Raw genomic sequence first — 16,607 nt, 5'->3', positions numbered from 1 at the left:
CATCCGCGGGGTACCAAGCGCCAGGCTTTCACCACTAGAACCACTTTGCCACCAGGCCTTGATTTAACGCGTTTCTCATGCGCGCCCGGTAGAGACGGGTTGAGTTGGATCCTATCTCTCTGTTCCGCTTTATCTTGTGTCGTCGGCATCTGCAGACGGATGAAAACGCCGTTTTACCGGCTGTTGTCAGTTGAATCGTTAGTGGCGGAACCCAAAGGCAGCGCGCCGAAAGGGGAAGTGATCTGAGCGGCAACGTCGCGTGGCTCGCCCAATCCTTTCCTATGGCTTCGGCGGCAGTCTCGTTGTCCCGGATTGCCCTCATCATGGGTCCGCACGGGGATTTCAGGGAGCGTCTACTGTCTAGAGGCGGGCAGCAAGTACTGCCCAATCCCGAAATTTTCCTCACTCCGGAACAATTCGAGCGACCTTTGGTTCTCTCTCTCTCTCTCTCTCTCTCTCTCTCTCTGCCGTAGTTGGTGGAACTGTAGGAGGATCACACGGTGAGCGGTTGGTGCCGTCAGTTCTCAATAAAACAGGAGGAGACAATGAAACCGATCATCACACTTATACTTGCAACTGTGCTCTCGGCTACGACGAGCGGCGGCTTTGGCTATGCGCAGACAACGAGTTCGACCACGCCGATGATGACTGATGACATGGTCACCATTGTCAACGTCGCGCAGCAGGGAAGCGAAGACGACACCTCGAAGCAAATCCCAGCAGAATTCAAAAATGCAACTCCGGAAGCTATGAGCAAGGCGCAGGCCGAACTGCAAAAGGACGCCGCTCTCATGGCAATTCTTCAAAAGAAGAATGTGCAGCTTACGAATGTGGTTGGCGTTCAGACAGCGGCCAACGGCGGCAAGATCGTCTATGTGAAGTAATATGCGGTGAACACGGAGCCCCGGCGCGCTGGGGCTCTTCTCCCGCCAACACCTAACCAGACTGCGCGCCGACGGCTCTTCTTCTGCATGGAAGTGTTCCGCAGCCCCATCGCATCGTACCGGATCGATGGAGGCGCAACCAGCGATGAGTATTAAGAAGCGACAGGAGGCCAGCGCGGTGAAACTCGTTCGCGCTCGGGTCTCATTTGTGCTTCATAGGCGGGACCACATGACTCGTCTCCATCTGACCACGATCAAGGTGGGGCCATGTCTTCCATAGTTACGTGCATCGTCACCGAGAAAAGCGCATTGCCGCCACTATCGGCGCCAGCAACTGCACCGATGATTTCGCCGGACCGCCGGTCATCTTCCAGCATCCACCCAACCAGCGCGCGGAGCGCTTCCTGCTTGGCGGCCTTCAGGTCATCAAAATCCTGTGCACCGCCCGGTTCCACGCCATGTCCATCGTTAAACGTGAAGTGAATTAACATTGGTGTCGTCTCCGGTTGCGTCACTGTCGAAGCAAGAACACTGTGGCATGCCGATGGTTCCAAAATGTCGGGCCTGCATCGCCTCAGTCGGCCGGACAACGACACATGAAGCCGCCGAGACAACCAACGTCGGAAGCGGCCCTGCCACTATTTTTCAATCGCCCGATTTACTCTCATAAGCCATTTCAATTGTTGTTTGCCTCGGAACCTTCAGCCTGCCAGCCGGTTCTAATTGTGGAAGCTGGAGTAACTGGCCATGCCGAAGAAAATTGATGGTACGCCCAAAAGGATCGACCCTAAAGAGAAGCCTGTCCGCCGTCCCGACGACCAGGGAGAGCCACGGGAGCCGGACGATCGACATCCGTGCCGAGACACAAGAGAGTCGCCGTCGCCGAACCCAAACGGTGAGCCTGTCGATGCGCCTTCGCCTCATCCAGCCGTCGCAACGAAGTCTAGCGGCGGCGGTGGGCGACGCTAGACCGACAGATATGCTGCTGCAATTGACGAACAGCTTATCGTTTCCAGGCAGCCTCGTTCTTTTGCTCATAGTCGTTGAACGCCTTGATCAGGCCACCGATCACTTCCGCAGACGTCTCGAGTAGGGCTTTGAACTGCGGGTCATCAACCTTGTCGACGTCTCCGCGCAGGTGCCGAATAAGCGCATTCATTTCGGATTTTATCTTTTCGGTATGATACGCCGGATTAGTTTGGGCCTGGGCCATCATGCTCTCCTCGCAACGCGTTGCTCACGGTCCTGAAACGCTCAATCGATCCTTTCGTTCATTTTGTTAAGCCGACGCCTGCTTATCTTAGGCAGTTGGAACCCTATTTCACGAGCATCCAGATCGCCATGGCGACCATCATGAGATTCTCCGTCAGCGAGATGAAACCGAGGGGCACGTTGCTGCCGCCGCCGACACAGGCGCATTTGAGTTCGCGCCTGTCGATGTAGACCGCCTTGATTACCGAGGTCGCGCCGATCAAGCCGATGACGAGGGCGATGGGAATAGCGAGCCAGAGGAGTGCTCCGGCGATCATGAGGACGCCCGCCAGGGCCTCGCCGAATGGGTAGAGAAAGGCATAGCGCACCCAGCGTTGCGCCAGCAGATCATACCCGAGGAACATATTGGAAAAACTCTCGACATCGCGGAGCTTCAGGACAGCCAGGATGCACATGGAAATCGCGATGAACCACTCGGCCGTCCGGATCGTCAAAAGGTCCCCCAGAGCCGCCCAGCTCATGGCCAACGCCATCAGCGCTGCCATGCCAAACACCGTAATCACCGGCTGATATGTAATCGCCTTCGGATCATGGACAGGCTTGCCAAAGTACCGCCGGAGATCGGCATAACCGCCGATGCGTTTGCCGTCGATGAATGTCTGCGGCGTTGTCTTCACATGATGCGTGGCCTTGAATGTGTCGGTTTCCTCGCGGTTTCTCAGCCAGTGATCGTCGACGGAATAACCCTCCCGCTTGAGCAAGTCGCGCGATTTCAGGCCGAACGGGCAAATGTGCTCGTCCATGACCATGCGGTAGAGCGTCGCTTCACGTGGATGTGCCGTCATCACCTCGTTTCCTTTTCCAAACGGTCCAAGTGTCACACTCCTGCGGGATGAAGTTCGGCCCCGAGTTGTCGCAGCCCTCCGCCTTTGATTACAACCCGAACGGATAGGTCTCCGGCGCGCCGGGGCGTGCATGCTGTGGACCGAGCGGCGTCAGTGCCGACGTTTGATCGAACCAGACGAAGGCATCGAACTGCCGCGGCAGCGTGGCCTGCGCATAGTGGCTCATGAGTTCCGTCTCGGGGCGATAGATCACGCCGACGAAGCGTTCAAGGCGGGGCGACAGCAGCTCGCGGCGCAAGGTCTGTTCGCGACCAGGATCAAGCAGGAAGCGGGACACAACGGAATCGTGGCAGAGGTGTTCATAACTGTCGGGATGGGCTGAACGCAGGCTCATCACTTCCATGTCGGCGTCCCAATCGGATGCCGCCGCGACCGTACCCGCATGGGTGCCGAACCCGATCAGGGCGGCATCCTCACCAAAGCGCTCACGGCAGAGCTGACCGATGTTCAGTTCTGCTCGCACGACGCCCATTTCTGTGTGGCGGGCATCCCCGATGTGGGAATTGTGAGCCCACACCACGGCCTTGGCCTTCTCGCCATGCATTGCAAGGATATGCTCAAGCGTCTGGAACATCGTGGTATCGCGCAGGTTCCAAGCCTCGGATCCACCATAATACATGATCCGGTAATAGCGTTCGGCCGATGCAATGAGCCGCGCATTCTGCGTCGCATCGAAAAGGCTGGCCTCATCCTGGGCGTCCGAGATCCGTCGTGCGAGCAATTCGCGGCATTGTGTGATAACGGCGCTCTCGCATGATCGATAGCTTTTCGTCAGCACGGCGCGCCCGTAGCTGGAGGGCTCTTTCTGCCACGGCGTGAGGCAGCCGTATCGATGGCGGCCGATGGCGGCGGCCTCGGGGTCCACCTTGTCGAGGTAGTCGAGCACGGCCGCTATCGAGCCGCTCATGTTGTAGATATCGAGCCCATAGAAACCGGCCTGCCGATCTGGGTTCACATTTCCGTTGTAACTGCGCATCCATTCGATAAACGCATCGACTTCGGAATTTCGCCACATCCAGGTTGGAAACCGCTGGAATGGCCGTTCGGTTTTTGCCCGCACGGGACGATGTCGCACATAACGGTCGATCGTTGCTGCATCCGGCCAATCCGCCTCGACTGCGACAATCGTGAAATTGTGGGTTTCGATGAGATGACGGGTGATGGCCGCCCGTGCCCGGTAGAATTCCGCTGTACCGTGGCTCGCTTCACCCAGAAGAACGACACGCCGATCGGCGAAGCGATCGAACAGCCGTCCAAACGCCGGATCGTCAAGATCGGGAAGGGGTTCCGCGGCGTCTGCGATCATCTTTGGCAGTGGGACGGACTGCGAGGGAAGCGCTTCGCAACGATGATGCAGCGCCCACGTTCCTTCGTTCCATCCTTGTTCTCCGATCAGCGGTACGAACAAAACCGCGCCGATGTCCTCGGTCCGAAAGTCTGCCTCACTATCACGGGTGATTTTCAGAAGTGTCTGGCTGCGCTCCTCCGTTCCGACGGGTATCACGAGCCGTCCGCCGATGGCGAGCTGCTCTTTCAGGGACGCAGGTATCCTCGGCCCGCCGGCTGATACGATGATCACGTCAAACGGCGCCTTTTCCGGCCAGCCTTTTGTTCCGTCCCCTGCGCGCAGACTAACGTTGTCGTAACCGAGATCGCGCAGGCGAGCACGGGCAGTGGCAGCGAGTGCCGGATGCCGTTCGATCGCAAACACCTGGTGGGCGATCCGGCTAAACACCGCCGCGGCATAGCCTGAGCCGGCGCCGATTTCGAGGACGGTGTCTCTCGGCTTTACTTCACCGGCTTCGATCATCATCGCTACGACATACGGCTGGGAGATCGTCTGACCTTCGGCGATCGGTAGCGGACTATCCTCATAAGCGAACTCTTCATAGCCTTCGTCGACGAACGCTTCCCGGGGGACTTCACGCATTGCGTCGAGTATAAGCTGATCCCGGATGCCGCGGCCGGCGATCTGCGTGTCAACCATATGGCGCCGCGCGCGGGCAAAATCCGACACTTCAAGCATAGCGCAACTCAGCCTATTTGATTGTGCTCGCCGCCGGGCCGGGAAATGCCAGTTAACGCTACACCGGCTAGTCCCTCTTCGTTGGTGACGGCAACATCGCCGAGCGACAGAATGCCGACGAGGCGTTTGTCGTGGTCGAGCACCGGCAGGCGCCGAACCTGAATGTCAGCCATATTGAGGGTTACATCGGCGATCTCTTCGTCTTCGTAGCAATATTTGACGTCGGACGTCATGATGTCCCGTACCTTCGCATTCGGACCCTTTCCTTGCGCGACGCCGCGGATGGCGATGTCGCGGTCGGTGATCATGCCGACGAGCCGGTCATGCTCGCCGACCGGCAGCACACCGGCGTCCAGGCTCGCCATCATCCTGGCAGCCTGCTCGATCGTTTGTTCGGGGCTTGCGACGCGGACGTCGCGGGACATGGCTTCACTCACTTTCATCTCATATCTCCTTCAGGATATAGCTCGAACGCTGCGGCTCCCCTTTGCCATGCCGGCAATCACCGCGCGATCAACGAGCTTTGGTTGGCAGTACAAACCCCGCGTCTTCTTCGGCCGTCTGCCAGACGGACCTCAGTCCTTCCGGCAACGCGTTTTGAACCTTGTCGATCTGGCCGCGGGGCAGATGGCGCGAAAGGACCCGGAAAACAGCTTGGATGGCGAGGTCGGGGTCAACCGGTCTTGTATCGGAAAGCCATTTCGACACTTCAGAGACGAATTCGTCATAATCCCATCGCATCGGCAGTTTGTCCGGCTCGAACTGATCATAGTAAACGCCGCGCACAAGCAGCGGAAGTTCCGCACTCAGGTGGGCCGATAGCGCTGCCGGCAAGCGGTCCCGCAGTTTATGAAGGACTACGGAGAGCACCTTCCATGCGACGCGGCGGTCCGGGCCAAGCGCGGCAGTGATCTCATCGAGCCAGATATTGGTGGTTTGAAGCGTCTTTTCGAAAACATCGAGGTTGCCCGTACCCATACAACCCTCCCGTTTCATGTCTCGTTAGTCCTGAACGTATGACGCCGATGATGGTTCCGAAATGAGAATTCCGGGGACATTCGATGCGCGAAAGATCGTGTCCCATCAGGTGGTGTAGGTCCTGAGGTTTAGGCGGCCATCAGTGTTTTCCATTTAGGGTCGGGTTGTTCAAGACCAACCTGATGGAAAGATCACCGATGACCAATGACATGATGAACGTGCGTTCGCTTGTTGAAAAGAGCGCCGATGCGGATTTGTTACGCGAGATGATTGGCTTTGCGGCCGAGCGGTTGATGGAGCTGGAGGTTGGCGGCGCGACCGGTGCTGGTTTCGGTGAGAAGAGCCCGATGCGGCTCGCCCAGCGCAACGGCTACCGTGACCGGGACTGGGAGACGCGGGCCGGAACCGTCGAGCTGCGCATTCCTAAGTTGCGCAAGGGCAGCTACTTCCCAAGCTTTCTAGAGCCGCGTCGAATGGCGGAGAAGGCTCTGACGGCCGTCATTCAGGAAGCCTATATTCAAGGCATCTCGACGCGCTCGGTTGATGATCTGGTCAAAGCCATGGGCATGAGCGGCATCTCCAAGAGCCAGGTATCGCGGCTATGCGAGGAGATCGACGTCAAGGTGAAGGCGTTCCTCGACAGGCCGATTGAAGGTGACTGGCCATACATCTGGATCGATGCCACCTATCTGAAGGTCCGCCGCGGCGGGCGCATCGTTTCCGTCGCCGTCATCATCGCCGTCGGCGTCAACAGCGACGGGCGGCGTGAGGTCCTTGGTATGGAAGTCGGCACGTCCGAAGCCGAGCCGATCTGGACAGAGTTCCTGCGCCGGCTGACCCGCCGAGGATTGCGTGGCGTGAAGCTTGTCGTCTCCGATGCGCATGAAGGCCTCAAGGCGGCTGTCACCAAGGTTCTCAATGCCACCTGGCAAAGATGCCGGGTCCACTTCATGAGGAACGTCCTGGCACATGCCGGAAAGAGCGGCAGGCGCGTCGTATCCGCCTTCATCGCAACGGCCTTCGCCCAGGAGACCTCGGAGGCAGCCAGCGCTCAATGGCGCAGCGTCGCCGATCAGATCAGGCCGAAAGTTCCAAAGCTCGCCACCATCATGGACAATGCCGAAGAGGATGTGCTCGCCTACATGACCTTCCCGAAAGAGCACCGGGCAAAGCTGCATTCGACGAATCCAATCGAGCGTCTCAACGGCGAAATCAAGCGCCGCACCGAGGTCGTTGGCATCTTTCCGAATGACGAAGCCATCGTCCGCCTCGTCGGCGCATTGCTGCTCGAACAGAATGACGAATGGGCCGTCCAACGCGCCCGGTACCTGACACTTGAGACCATGGCGCAAATGAGCGATGATCCGCAAATCAGTCTGCCCGCTGTGGCCCGCTGATATCCCTCCGGCCCTATGTCGGAAAGCACGGCCTTCAGCCGCGACCTACACCACCTCCAGGGACACGATCGCGCGAAATACCGGAACATTTCTCGGCTCGGCGAGTTCGACGCATTTGGAGCGCGTTGGCGCTTGGCGAAGAGCGCTTCGACGCCGCCGCGGACCTCAAAAAGTCTCCGGCCGCTCGCAGTGCATCAGCCCGCGGAAGAAATCTCAAGCAAGGTGCGGCCGTCCAGGACGAGGATCGCGGTTTGGTGCGGGGACGAAGCCAGGAGAGCCAACATAAAAAGCGATGAACTGATGGCCCAGCAACCTTCGTTGGGCGGCCGGGCGCAATGGAGACTACGATGACAGCGTCACACACCACAACCGATCACAGCAAGATTCAGAAATGGGTCGAGGCCCGCAACGGCCGCCCCTCGCGCGTTAAAGGCGCCAAGGAAGGTGGGGTGTTGCGGATCGATTTCGGAGCGCCTGAAGAAACACTCGAAGAAATTTCCTGGGACGAGTTCTTTCAGATCTTCGATGAAAACGCGCTTGCCTTCCTTTATCAGGACCGGACGGAAAGCGGCGATACCAGCCGTTTCAACAAGTTTGTCAATCGTCCTTGACAAAGATCGGCTAGCTCTTGCGGTGCAGTGTTTGCGGCAACATCGGCCGGGTATTGGTGACCGGACCCCGCGTAGTCCACGGCGGCGAGTTTTTTTGTGGTCCCGTTCCTCTTGATGATGACCGTATTCTCGCGATCGAAGCGTTGACACCTCTTGTGCCGCGTCACCAGCCGCAGGCGCTGCGCGTCATTCGCGCGATCGGCCATCTGCAGCCGACGCACCCTCCTTCGATAACGCAATCAAATCTCGTCCGGCGCCTCGCCATTCCGCGCCGATTGCATGGAACGGGCATGGTCGCCAATACCTATCTTGAGGCACCTATAGCGAGATCTATCCGGTTATCTCCAAGGATGCCGAGGGCTTGTGCAAGCTCTTTCGCCACCGCGCGGTTCTACCGGCAAGACACGGCTCGGTGGAACCTTCTCTTTGGAAGAGACGTTTGCGAGGAGTTCCCGCAAAGGTTTCGACATGCCGAAAGAGACAAATAGACCGACCATTCTTATCACGGGATCGACCGGCTTCCTTGGACAGGCGATCGGTCAGGCTTTGGGAGATCGATACCGTTTGTTGGGTTTCGACCTGGCCGCTTCGAAACCCTCGGACAGCTTCGAGACGATCGCAGTCGACCTCACCTCCGACGATAGCGTGCGGCAGGCGGTGGAGGTGATGCGCGAGCGGAGCGGTGGTCGGCTGGTCTCGGTGATCCATCTCGCCGCCTACTTTGACACAACCGGCAAGAGCAGCCAAAAATACGATGCGGTCAATGTGCAGGGAACGCGCCGGCTGCTCGCCGCGTTGCAAACAATCAAGATCGAGCAGTTTATCTTCGCCAGCACCTTGCTGGTGCATGCTCCGAGCCCGCGTAAAGGCGCAAGGATCAACGAGAACTCTCGGCTCGAGCCTTCTTGGGCCTATCCGCAGTCGAAAGCAGAGACTGAATCGGTGGTCGAGAACGAGCGCGGCAAGATCAAGACCGCGATCCTGCGACTTGCCGGTGTCTACGACGAGGACTGCCGCGCTACCTTCATCGCACAACAGATCGCCCGTATTTTCGAGCGGCTTCCGACTGCTTACCTGTTCAGCGGCGATCTCGGTGCAGGTCAGCCCTATCTGCACAAGGACGACCTTGTCGATGCAGTCGTGCGCGCCGTCGAGCGTCGCACCGAGCTTCCGGATGAGAGCGTGATGCTGATCGGCGAGGAAGAATCCCTCTCCTATGGGGAACTGCAGACACGTATCGGCCGGTTGCTTCACGATGAGGACTGGCGCACCTTCGTCCTGCCGAAGAGCCTCGCCAAGAGTGGGGCATGGGTCCAGACGGAGGTATTGGATCAGGATACCGACATCAAGCCCTGGATGCTTGATACCTCGGACGACCATTACGAGATCGACATTTCCCGGGCGCGCGCCCTGCTTGCCTGGGAGCCGAGGCACAGCCTCGCCGCCACGCTGCCGGAAATGATCCGGCGGCTGAAAGAAGATCCGACCGCCTGGTATGCGAAGAACAAGCTGGAACCCTCTGTTGTGGCCGCGTCCGAGCCGGAGATCGACGAAGCAGCCAGAAGGCTGCGCGCGCCGCTTGAACGGAGCAACGGAGAGGTCGAGGCGGCCGTGGAGCGACACCGGCGCCGGACACTTTGGGCGCCGCTGGCAAATGTCGCCCTGGGACTGTGGCTCGTTAGCTCGCCGATGACGCTCGGGCTTTTTGATCCGATCGTCGTACCGCCGCCGCCTGCCCTGGGGCACGAGATCGCAGAGCCGGCTGTCCGCGACGGGCGGCTCGGGGCAAGCGAGGTAATGTCCGGCTCTCTCGTGGTGACATTCGCGCTTCTGGGCATGTATCGCCGCTGGTCGTGGGCGCAATGGATCACTGCGGGTGTCGGCATCTGGATCATGTTCGCCCCGCTCGTCTTCTGGACGCCAAGTGCGGCCGCCTACGCAGCCGACCCGCTGGTTGGCATGTTGATCATTGCATTCGCCGTCATGATTGCACCAACACCAGGGATCAGTACGCGGGCGCTTGCGGCGGACGACGATCGTCCGCTCGGCTGGAGCTATTCGCCATCCTCTTTCACCCAGCGCATCCCGATCGTGGCGCTCGCTTTCGTTGGCTTGTTCGTTTCGCGCTATCTCGCCGCCTATCAGATGGGCCACATCGACGGCCTCTGGGATCCGTTCTTTGGACCGGGCGGGGCACCCGTTCGCAATGGTAGCGAAGCTGTCGTGACATCGTGGGTGTCAAAAGGTTTTCCAGTCGCCGATGCCGGTCTCGGCGCCTTTGCCTACGGGCTCGATATCCTCGCCGGCGCGATCGGCGATCGCCGACGCTGGCGTACCATGCCCTGGATGGTGCTGCTGTTCGGCTTGCTGATCGTCCCGCTGGGCGCAGTGAGTGTTTCGTTCATCATCATCCAACCGCCGCTGATTGGCGCGCTGTGCACGCTCTGCATCGTGCAGGCCGCCGTCACCATCGTGTTGATCCCGTATTCGGTCGACGAGGTACTGGCGACTATCCAATATCTGTGGCGAGCCAGGAGGGCGGGCGAACCGTTCTGGCGGACATTCTGGATGGGCGGGCCCGCGCTTTCGGAAAACCAGACCCCGAAGCCCGATCTTGATCGTCCGGCCTCGCAACTGCTGAAGGAGTTCATGACAAGCGGTGTCAATTATCCCTGGACGCTGACGGCGAGCGTTCTGCTTGGCGCAATCCTCATCATGACGCCACTCATCGTCGGCAGTGATCCGCCGCTCTACTTCAGTGATCATGTCGCCGGGTGCCTCGTCATATTAACCGCAGTCACGGCAATGGCGGAGGTCGTCCGCCCGGTGCGCTTTCTCAACGTGGCGCTCGGCGCTTGGGTGGCGATATCGCCGTTCCTGCTTGCGGGCGGCAATATTGCAGGCACCTTGGCCAACCTGGCGATCGGTCTGGCGCTGGTCGCGCTCAGCCTATCGCGTGGGAAGCGCAGTGACGAGCACTATGGCGGCTGGGACCGGGCAATTGTCTGAAGGCGTGTCAGAATATTGGCAATTCCGACCGTCATTCGTTTGCCACGGCCTGCGACGCCGGCATCTCGGCCGTATGGCTCTAGTTGGTATTTCCGGTCACATGTTCCCGCTCTGCACTTGTCATGCGGTAGCAGCGGAAGCAGCATATTTCTGAGCGATTACTGCGCAAACCATCAATTGGATCTGGTGAAAGAGCATGAGGGGCAGGACGATCGCACCGATCGACTGCCCGGCGAAGATGACGCCTGCCATTGGTACGCCACTGGCAAGGCTCTTCTTCGATCCACAAAATGTGATGGTGATCTGGTCTGGCTTGCTGAAACCCATAACGCGGCTGCCGCGCATGGCGAAGGTCAGCACAAAGGCGAGCAGCAGCATGTCGAGCCCGACAACGATCGCGATGTCTCGCAGCGAGTAGAGCTGCCACAGTCCCTCCACCACGGCCTGACTGAAGGCGAGATAGACAACCATCAGGATTGAACCTCGGTCGACGGGCGCGAGGATTTTCTTCTTCGAGCGGATCCATTTCCCGATCCATGGCTGCAGGATCTGCCCGATGACAAAAGGCGCAAGCAGTTGCAAAAGGATATTCTGCAAGACATTCCAGGAAAAACCGCCATGGCCGCCGACGGAAAAGAGCAAGCCAACAAGCAGCGGCGTCAGCAACATACCGAATATATTGGAAGCCGAAGCCGAGCAAATCGCAGCCGGAACATTGCCGCCGGCCATTGAGGTGAATGCGATTGAAGACTGCACCGTCGACGGTAGGACGCACAGGAAGAGGACGCCGAGATAAAGCGGCTGTGGAAGGACCGAATCGGGGATGAGGCCCAGCGCCATGCCAAGCAAGGGGAAAACGCCGAATGTCGTCAGAAGAATGACGAGATGCAGGCGCCAATGAAGGATGCCGGCGATGACAACATCAGTGGACAGGCGCGCGCCATGCAGGAAGAAAAGCAATCCGATGGCGAAGCTGGTCGCGATCCCAAAATAGTCGGCAAAACTGCCGCTTGCCGGAAGCAGCGAGGCAAGGGCGACGCTGCAGACGAGGAGGATCGTGAACGTGTCGGGCAAAAGGCGGCGCATGATGCTTCCTCGCATTCAATTGGTCAGATGGATTCTGTAATCAGCTTGGAATTGAAGAAATTGTCCATCGCCTCGGTTCCGCCTTCGGACCCATAGCCCGAGTCCTTTATGCCGCCAAAGGGAAGCTCCGGCAGCGCCAGACCATGATGATTGATTGACAGCATTCCGCTTTGTACGTCGCGGCCGAGTGCCGCACTTGTTTTCGCGGACGTGGTATAAGCATACGCCGCCAGGCCATAGGGGAGGCGGTTGGCTTCCTCAATTGCAGCTTCATAGGTCGAAAAAGGGCTCACCACGGCAATTGGGCCGAACGGTTCCTCGTTCAACACCCGGGCGCCGAGGGGCACGTCGGAAAGCACTGTAGGTCTGTAGAAATATCCTTGGTTTCCAATCCGCTCTCCGCCGGTAGCGATCTTTCCACCGCACGCGACAGCATCGGCCGTCAGTTCTTCCATTGCCTCGACCCGCCTCCCGTTAGCAAGCGGCCCCATTGTGACGTCGTCATCCAATCCATTGCCAACCGTGATCGCTTCGGCCGCCTTGACGAAGCCATCGAGGAATTTGGCATAGACCTTCTCCTGTATGAGGAAGCGGGTCGGGGCAACGCAAACCTGTCCCGCATTGCGGAATTTCGCACCAGCCAAGATCCGGACCGCCAGATCGACGTCGGCATCGTCGAACACGATTGCCGGCGCGTGACCGCCAAGTTCCATGGTCACCCGCTTCATATGCGCACCTGCGAGTGCGGCAAGCTGTTTGCCGACAGCCGTCGAACCCGTGAACGAGATCTTGCGAATGATCGGATGGGGAATGAGGTGGTTGGAGATATCAGCGGGTACGCCATAGACAAGATTGAGCACGCCGGCAGGCAGGCCAGCATCGGCGAACGCGCGGACAAGTTCGGCACAACTCGCCGGTGTTTCTTCCGGTCCTTTGAGAATGACGGAGCAGCCAGCCGCAAGACCAGCAGCCACCTTGCGCACGGCCTGGTTCAACGGAAAATTCCAGGGGCTGAACGCGGCGACCGGACCGACCGGCTCCTTGATGACGATCTGGCGAACATTGAGAGACCGAGCAGGGACCACCCGGCCATACGCGCGCCGCGCCTCCTCGGCGAACCAATCGATCGTATCGGCTGCTGCCAAAGTCTCTGATCTGGATTCCGCGACTGGCTTCCCCTGTTCAAGGGTCATCATTCTCGCGATCTTCTCAACCCGGTCCCGCAGGAATTGGGCAGCGCTGTGCAATAGCTTGGCGCGTTCGAATGCGCTGAATTGAGACCAGACCGTGAACCCGGTTGCGGCTGTTGCAAGGGCTTCGTCAAGGTCATCCCGCCCGGCATTTGCTACGGTTCCAATGATCGCATCGGAGGCAGGATTGACGATCGAAATGCGCTCCTTGGAGCCGTCGCGCCAGATGCCGCCGATATGGAGTTGAGTTTGTGGATAGTCGGACATCACGTTCTCCGATGTTCTGAAATCAGTACCCGAGGGCGCAACCGTCCTTGCGATGATCAGACGCGCCGAGCAGGGTTCCGAGTTGATGATCGATCCAGACCGCCTGTGCCCCGCCGATGGCCCATTTCGGTGGGATCACCTTGAAGCCTCGGCCCCGGAGATTTTCGCCGATCGCGGTTCGGATTGTTTCCTCGGCTTCAATGGTCACGGTGCCGGGGAGGGGGAACAGACGAGGAAGGTCGACCGCCGATTGGATGTCCATGCCATAATCGAACAGCTTCGATAAAAAGTGCGCATGTCCCATTGCTTGATAGTGACCGCCCATAACACCGAACGAGAGGGTTGCCTTGCCGTTTCGCGTCACCATCGCCGGGATGATCGTGTGCATCGGCCTCTTGCGCGGGCCGATCGCATTTGGATGCCCCTCCGCGAGTACGAAACTCTGGCTGCGATTGTGAAAAAGCACCCCCGACTTCGGTGCCATAAGGCCACTGCCGTAAGGATGGAAAATCGAATTGATGAAGCTGACTGCATTGCGGTCTTTGTCGACCACCGAGATGTAGACCGTGTCGGAGTGCTCGACGCCGTCGATGAGACCGCCAGCATCGCAAACTTCATTCGGTTTGATCTTTGAGGCAAGGCTGTCGGCCAGTTCGTCTGATAGAAGAAAATCGACCGGGACGTTTGACGTTGCCGCGTCTGCCAACCAGCGTTCGCGAGCAGCATAGGCAAGCCTGGTCGCCTCGACTTCAATGTGCAGATTGTCGGCGTTTAAAGGATGCCCCGACGGCGTGAAACGTTCGAGAATCTTGAGGATCATCAGCGCGATGATGCCTTGTCCATTCGGAGGGCATTCATGCACCGTCCATCCGCGATAGGTCGTGCTGATAGGTGTGACATATTCTCCCGTGGCGGAAGAGAAATCCGCGATGGTGTGCAGACCGCCAAGCGAGCGAAGATAAGAGACCATGTCTTCGGCGACGTCACCGCGATAAAAAGCATCTCGGCCGTGGCTGCCGATCGCCGACAACGTCTCGGCGAGTTCCGGCTGGCGCTGGATGGATCCAACTGCGGGGACTTCATCATTATCGAGGAAAATGCGGCGGGTCGACGGGTCGAGTGCGAGCATGGCGCGCTGATGCGAAATGTCGGCGGAAACGCGCGGCGTAATGCCATAGCCGTCACGCGCAAGCGCGATCGCTGGCGCCAAGATATCGGCCATCGACATGCGACCATGATCTGCGACGAGGCGCGTCCATGCGTCGACGGCGCCTGGAATGGTCACCGCATGAGGCGACGACCGCGTGATCTCGGAAACGCCTTGGTCCTTGAACCATTTCAAGTCCGTTGCCGCTGGCGTTCGGCCAGACCCATTAAAGGCGATCACCTGGTCGCCACCGTTGGGTGCGAACAACGCGAAGCAATCCCCGCCAATACCGGTGGAGCCCGCCTCGACCACGCACTGGACGGCACAGGCTGCCACCGCAGCATCTATGGCCTTGCCGCCACTTTTGAGGATGTCGATCGCCGTCAAGGTTGCCATGGGATGGGAGGTTGCAGCCATGCCGCTGCGGCCAACGGCAATCGAGCGCCCCGGTTGTTCGAAGTTCCGCATGCTATCTTCCTTTATCAATAGAGATTATTGGCGCGCGCCCAGGTGTAGGTGTCGTCAAGGGCCCTCTCGGAGCGGTCGAACATGTCGTTGATCTGTGCTTCCGTGATGATGAGGGGAGGACAAAGAGAATAGTTGTCGCCGAGCGCACGCGTAACGACGCCGTGCACTTGTGCCCTCTTGCCAGCATGGATCGCGATACCGTCCCCCGGTTTGAAAGGCTCCTTGGTTTCCTTGTTGCGAACAAGCTCCAGCGTACCGATCAGGCCGCGTCCGCGCGCGTTTCCGACGAGCGGATGTTCACTGAGCGCGCGGAGTCTTCGTTGAAAGAGCGGCGCCACGTCTTGCACATGCCCGACGATGTCGCGCTCCTCGTAGATTTTTAGGGTTTCCAATGCGACGGCAGTGGCAACCGGGTGCCCGCTATAGGTGAAGCCGTGCCCGAAGGTTCCGATCTTCTCGCTCTCGGCGACGATGGCCGCGTGGACCTTCTCGTTGACCATCAGCGCGGAGATCGGCTGGTATGCCGCCGAAAGCTGCTTGGCCATGACGATCATGTCGGGGCGCAGCCCGAAACTCTCGGAGCCGAACATCGTGCCGAGCCGGCCGAAACCACAGATCACCTCATCAGCAATCAGCAGAATGTCGTACTTCTTCAGAATAGCCTGGATCTTCTCATAATAGGTCGGCGGCGGAACGATGCAGCCGCCGGACGCCATCAGCGGCTCAGCGAAGAAGGCGCCGATCGTCTCAGGCCCTTCGGCAAGGATCAGTTCTTCAAGCGAAACCGCGCAACGGGTCGCAAATTCCTCCTCGGTTTCGCCCGGACGGCCATAGCGATAATATTCCGGGCAGTCAGTATGGAGAACCCGGTCGATCGGCAAATCGAAATCACGATGGTTGTTGGGAAGCCCCGTCAGGCTTGCCGAGGCAATTGTTACCCCATGATAGGCTCGCCAACGGGAGATGACCTTTTTCTTTTCCGGCATGCCGATGGCATTGTGGTAGTACCAGACAAGTTTCAGGGCGGTGTCGTTGGCCTCTGAACCAGAATTGGCGAAGAACACCTTCGACATGGGGACCGGAGCCAGGCGGATCAGCCGCTCTGCGAGTTCGATGGCCGTCTCATGCGACTTGCCACCAAAGCTGTGATAGAACGGCAATTCCTGCATTTGCCGTGTCGCAGCGTCGACGAGCCGTTGCTCGCTAAAGCCAAGCGAAGCGCAGAACAGTCCACCGAGTCCTTCGATATACTTATTGCCGTCGCTGTCGATTATGTAAATTCCTTCACCCTTGGAAATGATAAGCGGGCCGTCCTTCAAATGCTGTGACGCATTGGTATAGGGATGAAGGACAAACGCCGCGTCGCGCGCTTCCAGGGAATTGAGAAGAATGGTCACGATAGCCCTCCAGTGGTGATCTAGGCGCGT

Annotated in this window: 15 protein-coding genes; 5 read left to right on the top strand and 10 right to left on the bottom strand. The window is 59.0% G+C overall.

The features are described from left to right. Positions 1 to 545: 545 nt before the first annotated feature. Positions 546 to 884 carry a hypothetical protein gene (locus ACSQ2Z_RS24355; protein ID WP_436083777.1) on the top strand — a complete coding sequence of 113 codons (339 nt, stop codon included), beginning with the start codon at positions 546 to 548 and terminating at the stop codon, positions 882 to 884. 254 nt (positions 885 to 1,138) lie between these two features. Here ACSQ2Z_RS24355 and ACSQ2Z_RS24350 read toward each other — a convergent pair whose 3' ends face one another. The 6 genes from ACSQ2Z_RS24350 to ACSQ2Z_RS24325 form a co-directional block, all read right to left on the bottom strand. After that, positions 1,139 to 1,375, bottom strand: coding sequence for a DUF6894 family protein (locus tag ACSQ2Z_RS24350; protein WP_436083776.1), 237 nt, complete (start codon positions 1,373 to 1,375; stop codon positions 1,139 to 1,141). A 512-nt stretch (positions 1,376 to 1,887) separates the two neighbouring features. Beyond that, positions 1,888 to 2,097, bottom strand: a complete 210-nt coding sequence (locus tag ACSQ2Z_RS24345; protein ID WP_436083775.1) for a hypothetical protein — start codon at positions 2,095 to 2,097, stop codon at positions 1,888 to 1,890. Positions 2,098 to 2,200: 103 nt separating this feature from the next. Then, the gene (locus ACSQ2Z_RS24340) at positions 2,201 to 2,941 is read right to left on the bottom strand and encodes a MauE/DoxX family redox-associated membrane protein (RefSeq protein ID WP_436083774.1); all 741 of its coding nucleotides are present in this window, start codon (positions 2,939 to 2,941) and stop codon (positions 2,201 to 2,203) included. 88 nt (positions 2,942 to 3,029) lie between these two features. Beyond that, positions 3,030 to 5,018 (bottom strand): protein-L-isoaspartate(D-aspartate) O-methyltransferase, encoded by a 1,989-nt coding sequence (locus tag ACSQ2Z_RS24335; RefSeq protein WP_436084143.1) that lies wholly within the window; start codon positions 5,016 to 5,018, stop codon positions 3,030 to 3,032. A 17-nt stretch (positions 5,019 to 5,035) separates the two neighbouring features. Next, positions 5,036 to 5,470, bottom strand: coding sequence for a CBS domain-containing protein (locus tag ACSQ2Z_RS24330; protein ID WP_436083773.1), 435 nt, complete (start codon positions 5,468 to 5,470; stop codon positions 5,036 to 5,038). A gap of 70 nt (positions 5,471 to 5,540) precedes the next feature. Then, positions 5,541 to 6,005, bottom strand: coding sequence for a DUF2267 domain-containing protein (locus tag ACSQ2Z_RS24325; protein WP_436083772.1), 465 nt, complete (start codon positions 6,003 to 6,005; stop codon positions 5,541 to 5,543). A gap of 197 nt (positions 6,006 to 6,202) precedes the next feature. Here ACSQ2Z_RS24325 and ACSQ2Z_RS24320 point away from each other — a divergent pair, with 197 nt between their 5' ends. From ACSQ2Z_RS24320 to ACSQ2Z_RS24305, 4 genes are all read left to right on the top strand, one after another. Continuing rightward, positions 6,203 to 7,402, top strand: a complete 1,200-nt coding sequence (locus ACSQ2Z_RS24320) for an IS256 family transposase (protein ID WP_436080955.1) — start codon at positions 6,203 to 6,205, stop codon at positions 7,400 to 7,402. A 347-nt stretch (positions 7,403 to 7,749) separates the two neighbouring features. Beyond that, on the top strand, positions 7,750 to 8,013 hold the full coding sequence (locus ACSQ2Z_RS24315) for a hypothetical protein (protein WP_436083771.1): 264 nt from the start codon (positions 7,750 to 7,752) through the stop codon (positions 8,011 to 8,013). Between the two features lie 56 nt (positions 8,014 to 8,069). Further along, positions 8,070 to 8,501, top strand: coding sequence for a hypothetical protein (locus tag ACSQ2Z_RS24310; protein ID WP_436083770.1), 432 nt, complete (start codon positions 8,070 to 8,072; stop codon positions 8,499 to 8,501). Further along, positions 8,482 to 11,022 (top strand): NAD-dependent epimerase/dehydratase family protein, encoded by a 2,541-nt coding sequence (locus ACSQ2Z_RS24305; protein WP_436083769.1) that lies wholly within the window; start codon positions 8,482 to 8,484, stop codon positions 11,020 to 11,022. Before ACSQ2Z_RS24310 ends, ACSQ2Z_RS24305 begins: the two co-directional genes overlap by 20 nt. Before the next feature lie 120 nt (positions 11,023 to 11,142). On the opposite strand, the gene ACSQ2Z_RS24300 is transcribed toward ACSQ2Z_RS24305, so the two are convergent. Genes ACSQ2Z_RS24300 through ACSQ2Z_RS24285 form a run of 4 tightly spaced genes read right to left on the bottom strand, consistent with a single transcriptional unit; the run spans position 11,143 to position 16,577 of the window. Continuing rightward, the gene (locus tag ACSQ2Z_RS24300) at positions 11,143 to 12,108 is read right to left on the bottom strand and encodes a bile acid:sodium symporter family protein (RefSeq protein ID WP_436083768.1); all 966 of its coding nucleotides are present in this window, start codon (positions 12,106 to 12,108) and stop codon (positions 11,143 to 11,145) included. Positions 12,109 to 12,131: 23 nt separating this feature from the next. After that, positions 12,132 to 13,565, bottom strand: a complete 1,434-nt coding sequence (locus tag ACSQ2Z_RS24295) for an NAD-dependent succinate-semialdehyde dehydrogenase (RefSeq protein ID WP_436083767.1) — start codon at positions 13,563 to 13,565, stop codon at positions 12,132 to 12,134. Between the two features lie 22 nt (positions 13,566 to 13,587). Then, positions 13,588 to 15,180 (bottom strand): gamma-glutamyltransferase, encoded by a 1,593-nt coding sequence (gene ggt, locus ACSQ2Z_RS24290; protein WP_436083766.1) that lies wholly within the window; start codon positions 15,178 to 15,180, stop codon positions 13,588 to 13,590. A gap of 14 nt (positions 15,181 to 15,194) precedes the next feature. Further along, positions 15,195 to 16,577, bottom strand: coding sequence for an aspartate aminotransferase family protein (locus tag ACSQ2Z_RS24285; RefSeq protein ID WP_436083765.1), 1,383 nt, complete (start codon positions 16,575 to 16,577; stop codon positions 15,195 to 15,197). Positions 16,578 to 16,607 lie beyond the last annotated feature (30 nt).

Origin of the sequence: Pararhizobium sp. LjRoot235 (assembly GCF_964254145.1) — a bacterium.
GTDB lineage: Bacteria > Pseudomonadota > Alphaproteobacteria > Rhizobiales > Rhizobiaceae > Pararhizobium.
This window is presented reverse-complemented; position numbering and strand designations above follow the sequence as displayed.

Bases quoted from the DNA above. Each gene is read 5' to 3' on its own strand.
- ACSQ2Z_RS24315 (WP_436083771.1), top strand. From the start codon at position 7,750: ATGACAGCGTCACACACCACAACCGATCACAGCAAGATTCAGAAATGG.
- ACSQ2Z_RS24305 (WP_436083769.1), top strand. From the start codon at position 8,482: ATGCCGAAAGAGACAAATAGACCGACCATTCTTATCACGGGATCGACC.
- ggt (WP_436083766.1), bottom strand. From the start codon at position 15,180: ATGCGGAACTTCGAACAACCGGGGCGCTCGATTGCCGTTGGCCGCAGC.
- ACSQ2Z_RS24340 (WP_436083774.1), bottom strand. From the start codon at position 2,941: ATGACGGCACATCCACGTGAAGCGACGCTCTACCGCATGGTCATGGAC.
- ACSQ2Z_RS24320 (WP_436080955.1), top strand. From the start codon at position 6,203: ATGACCAATGACATGATGAACGTGCGTTCGCTTGTTGAAAAGAGCGCC.
- ACSQ2Z_RS24300 (WP_436083768.1), bottom strand. From the start codon at position 12,108: ATGCGCCGCCTTTTGCCCGACACGTTCACGATCCTCCTCGTCTGCAGC.
- ACSQ2Z_RS24295 (WP_436083767.1), bottom strand. From the start codon at position 13,565: ATGTCCGACTATCCACAAACTCAACTCCATATCGGCGGCATCTGGCGC.
- ACSQ2Z_RS24330 (WP_436083773.1), bottom strand. From the start codon at position 5,470: ATGAAAGTGAGTGAAGCCATGTCCCGCGACGTCCGCGTCGCAAGCCCC.
- ACSQ2Z_RS24345 (WP_436083775.1), bottom strand. From the start codon at position 2,097: ATGGCCCAGGCCCAAACTAATCCGGCGTATCATACCGAAAAGATAAAA.
- ACSQ2Z_RS24350 (WP_436083776.1), bottom strand. From the start codon at position 1,375: ATGTTAATTCACTTCACGTTTAACGATGGACATGGCGTGGAACCGGGC.
- ACSQ2Z_RS24355 (WP_436083777.1), top strand. From the start codon at position 546: ATGAAACCGATCATCACACTTATACTTGCAACTGTGCTCTCGGCTACG.
- ACSQ2Z_RS24325 (WP_436083772.1), bottom strand. From the start codon at position 6,005: ATGGGTACGGGCAACCTCGATGTTTTCGAAAAGACGCTTCAAACCACC.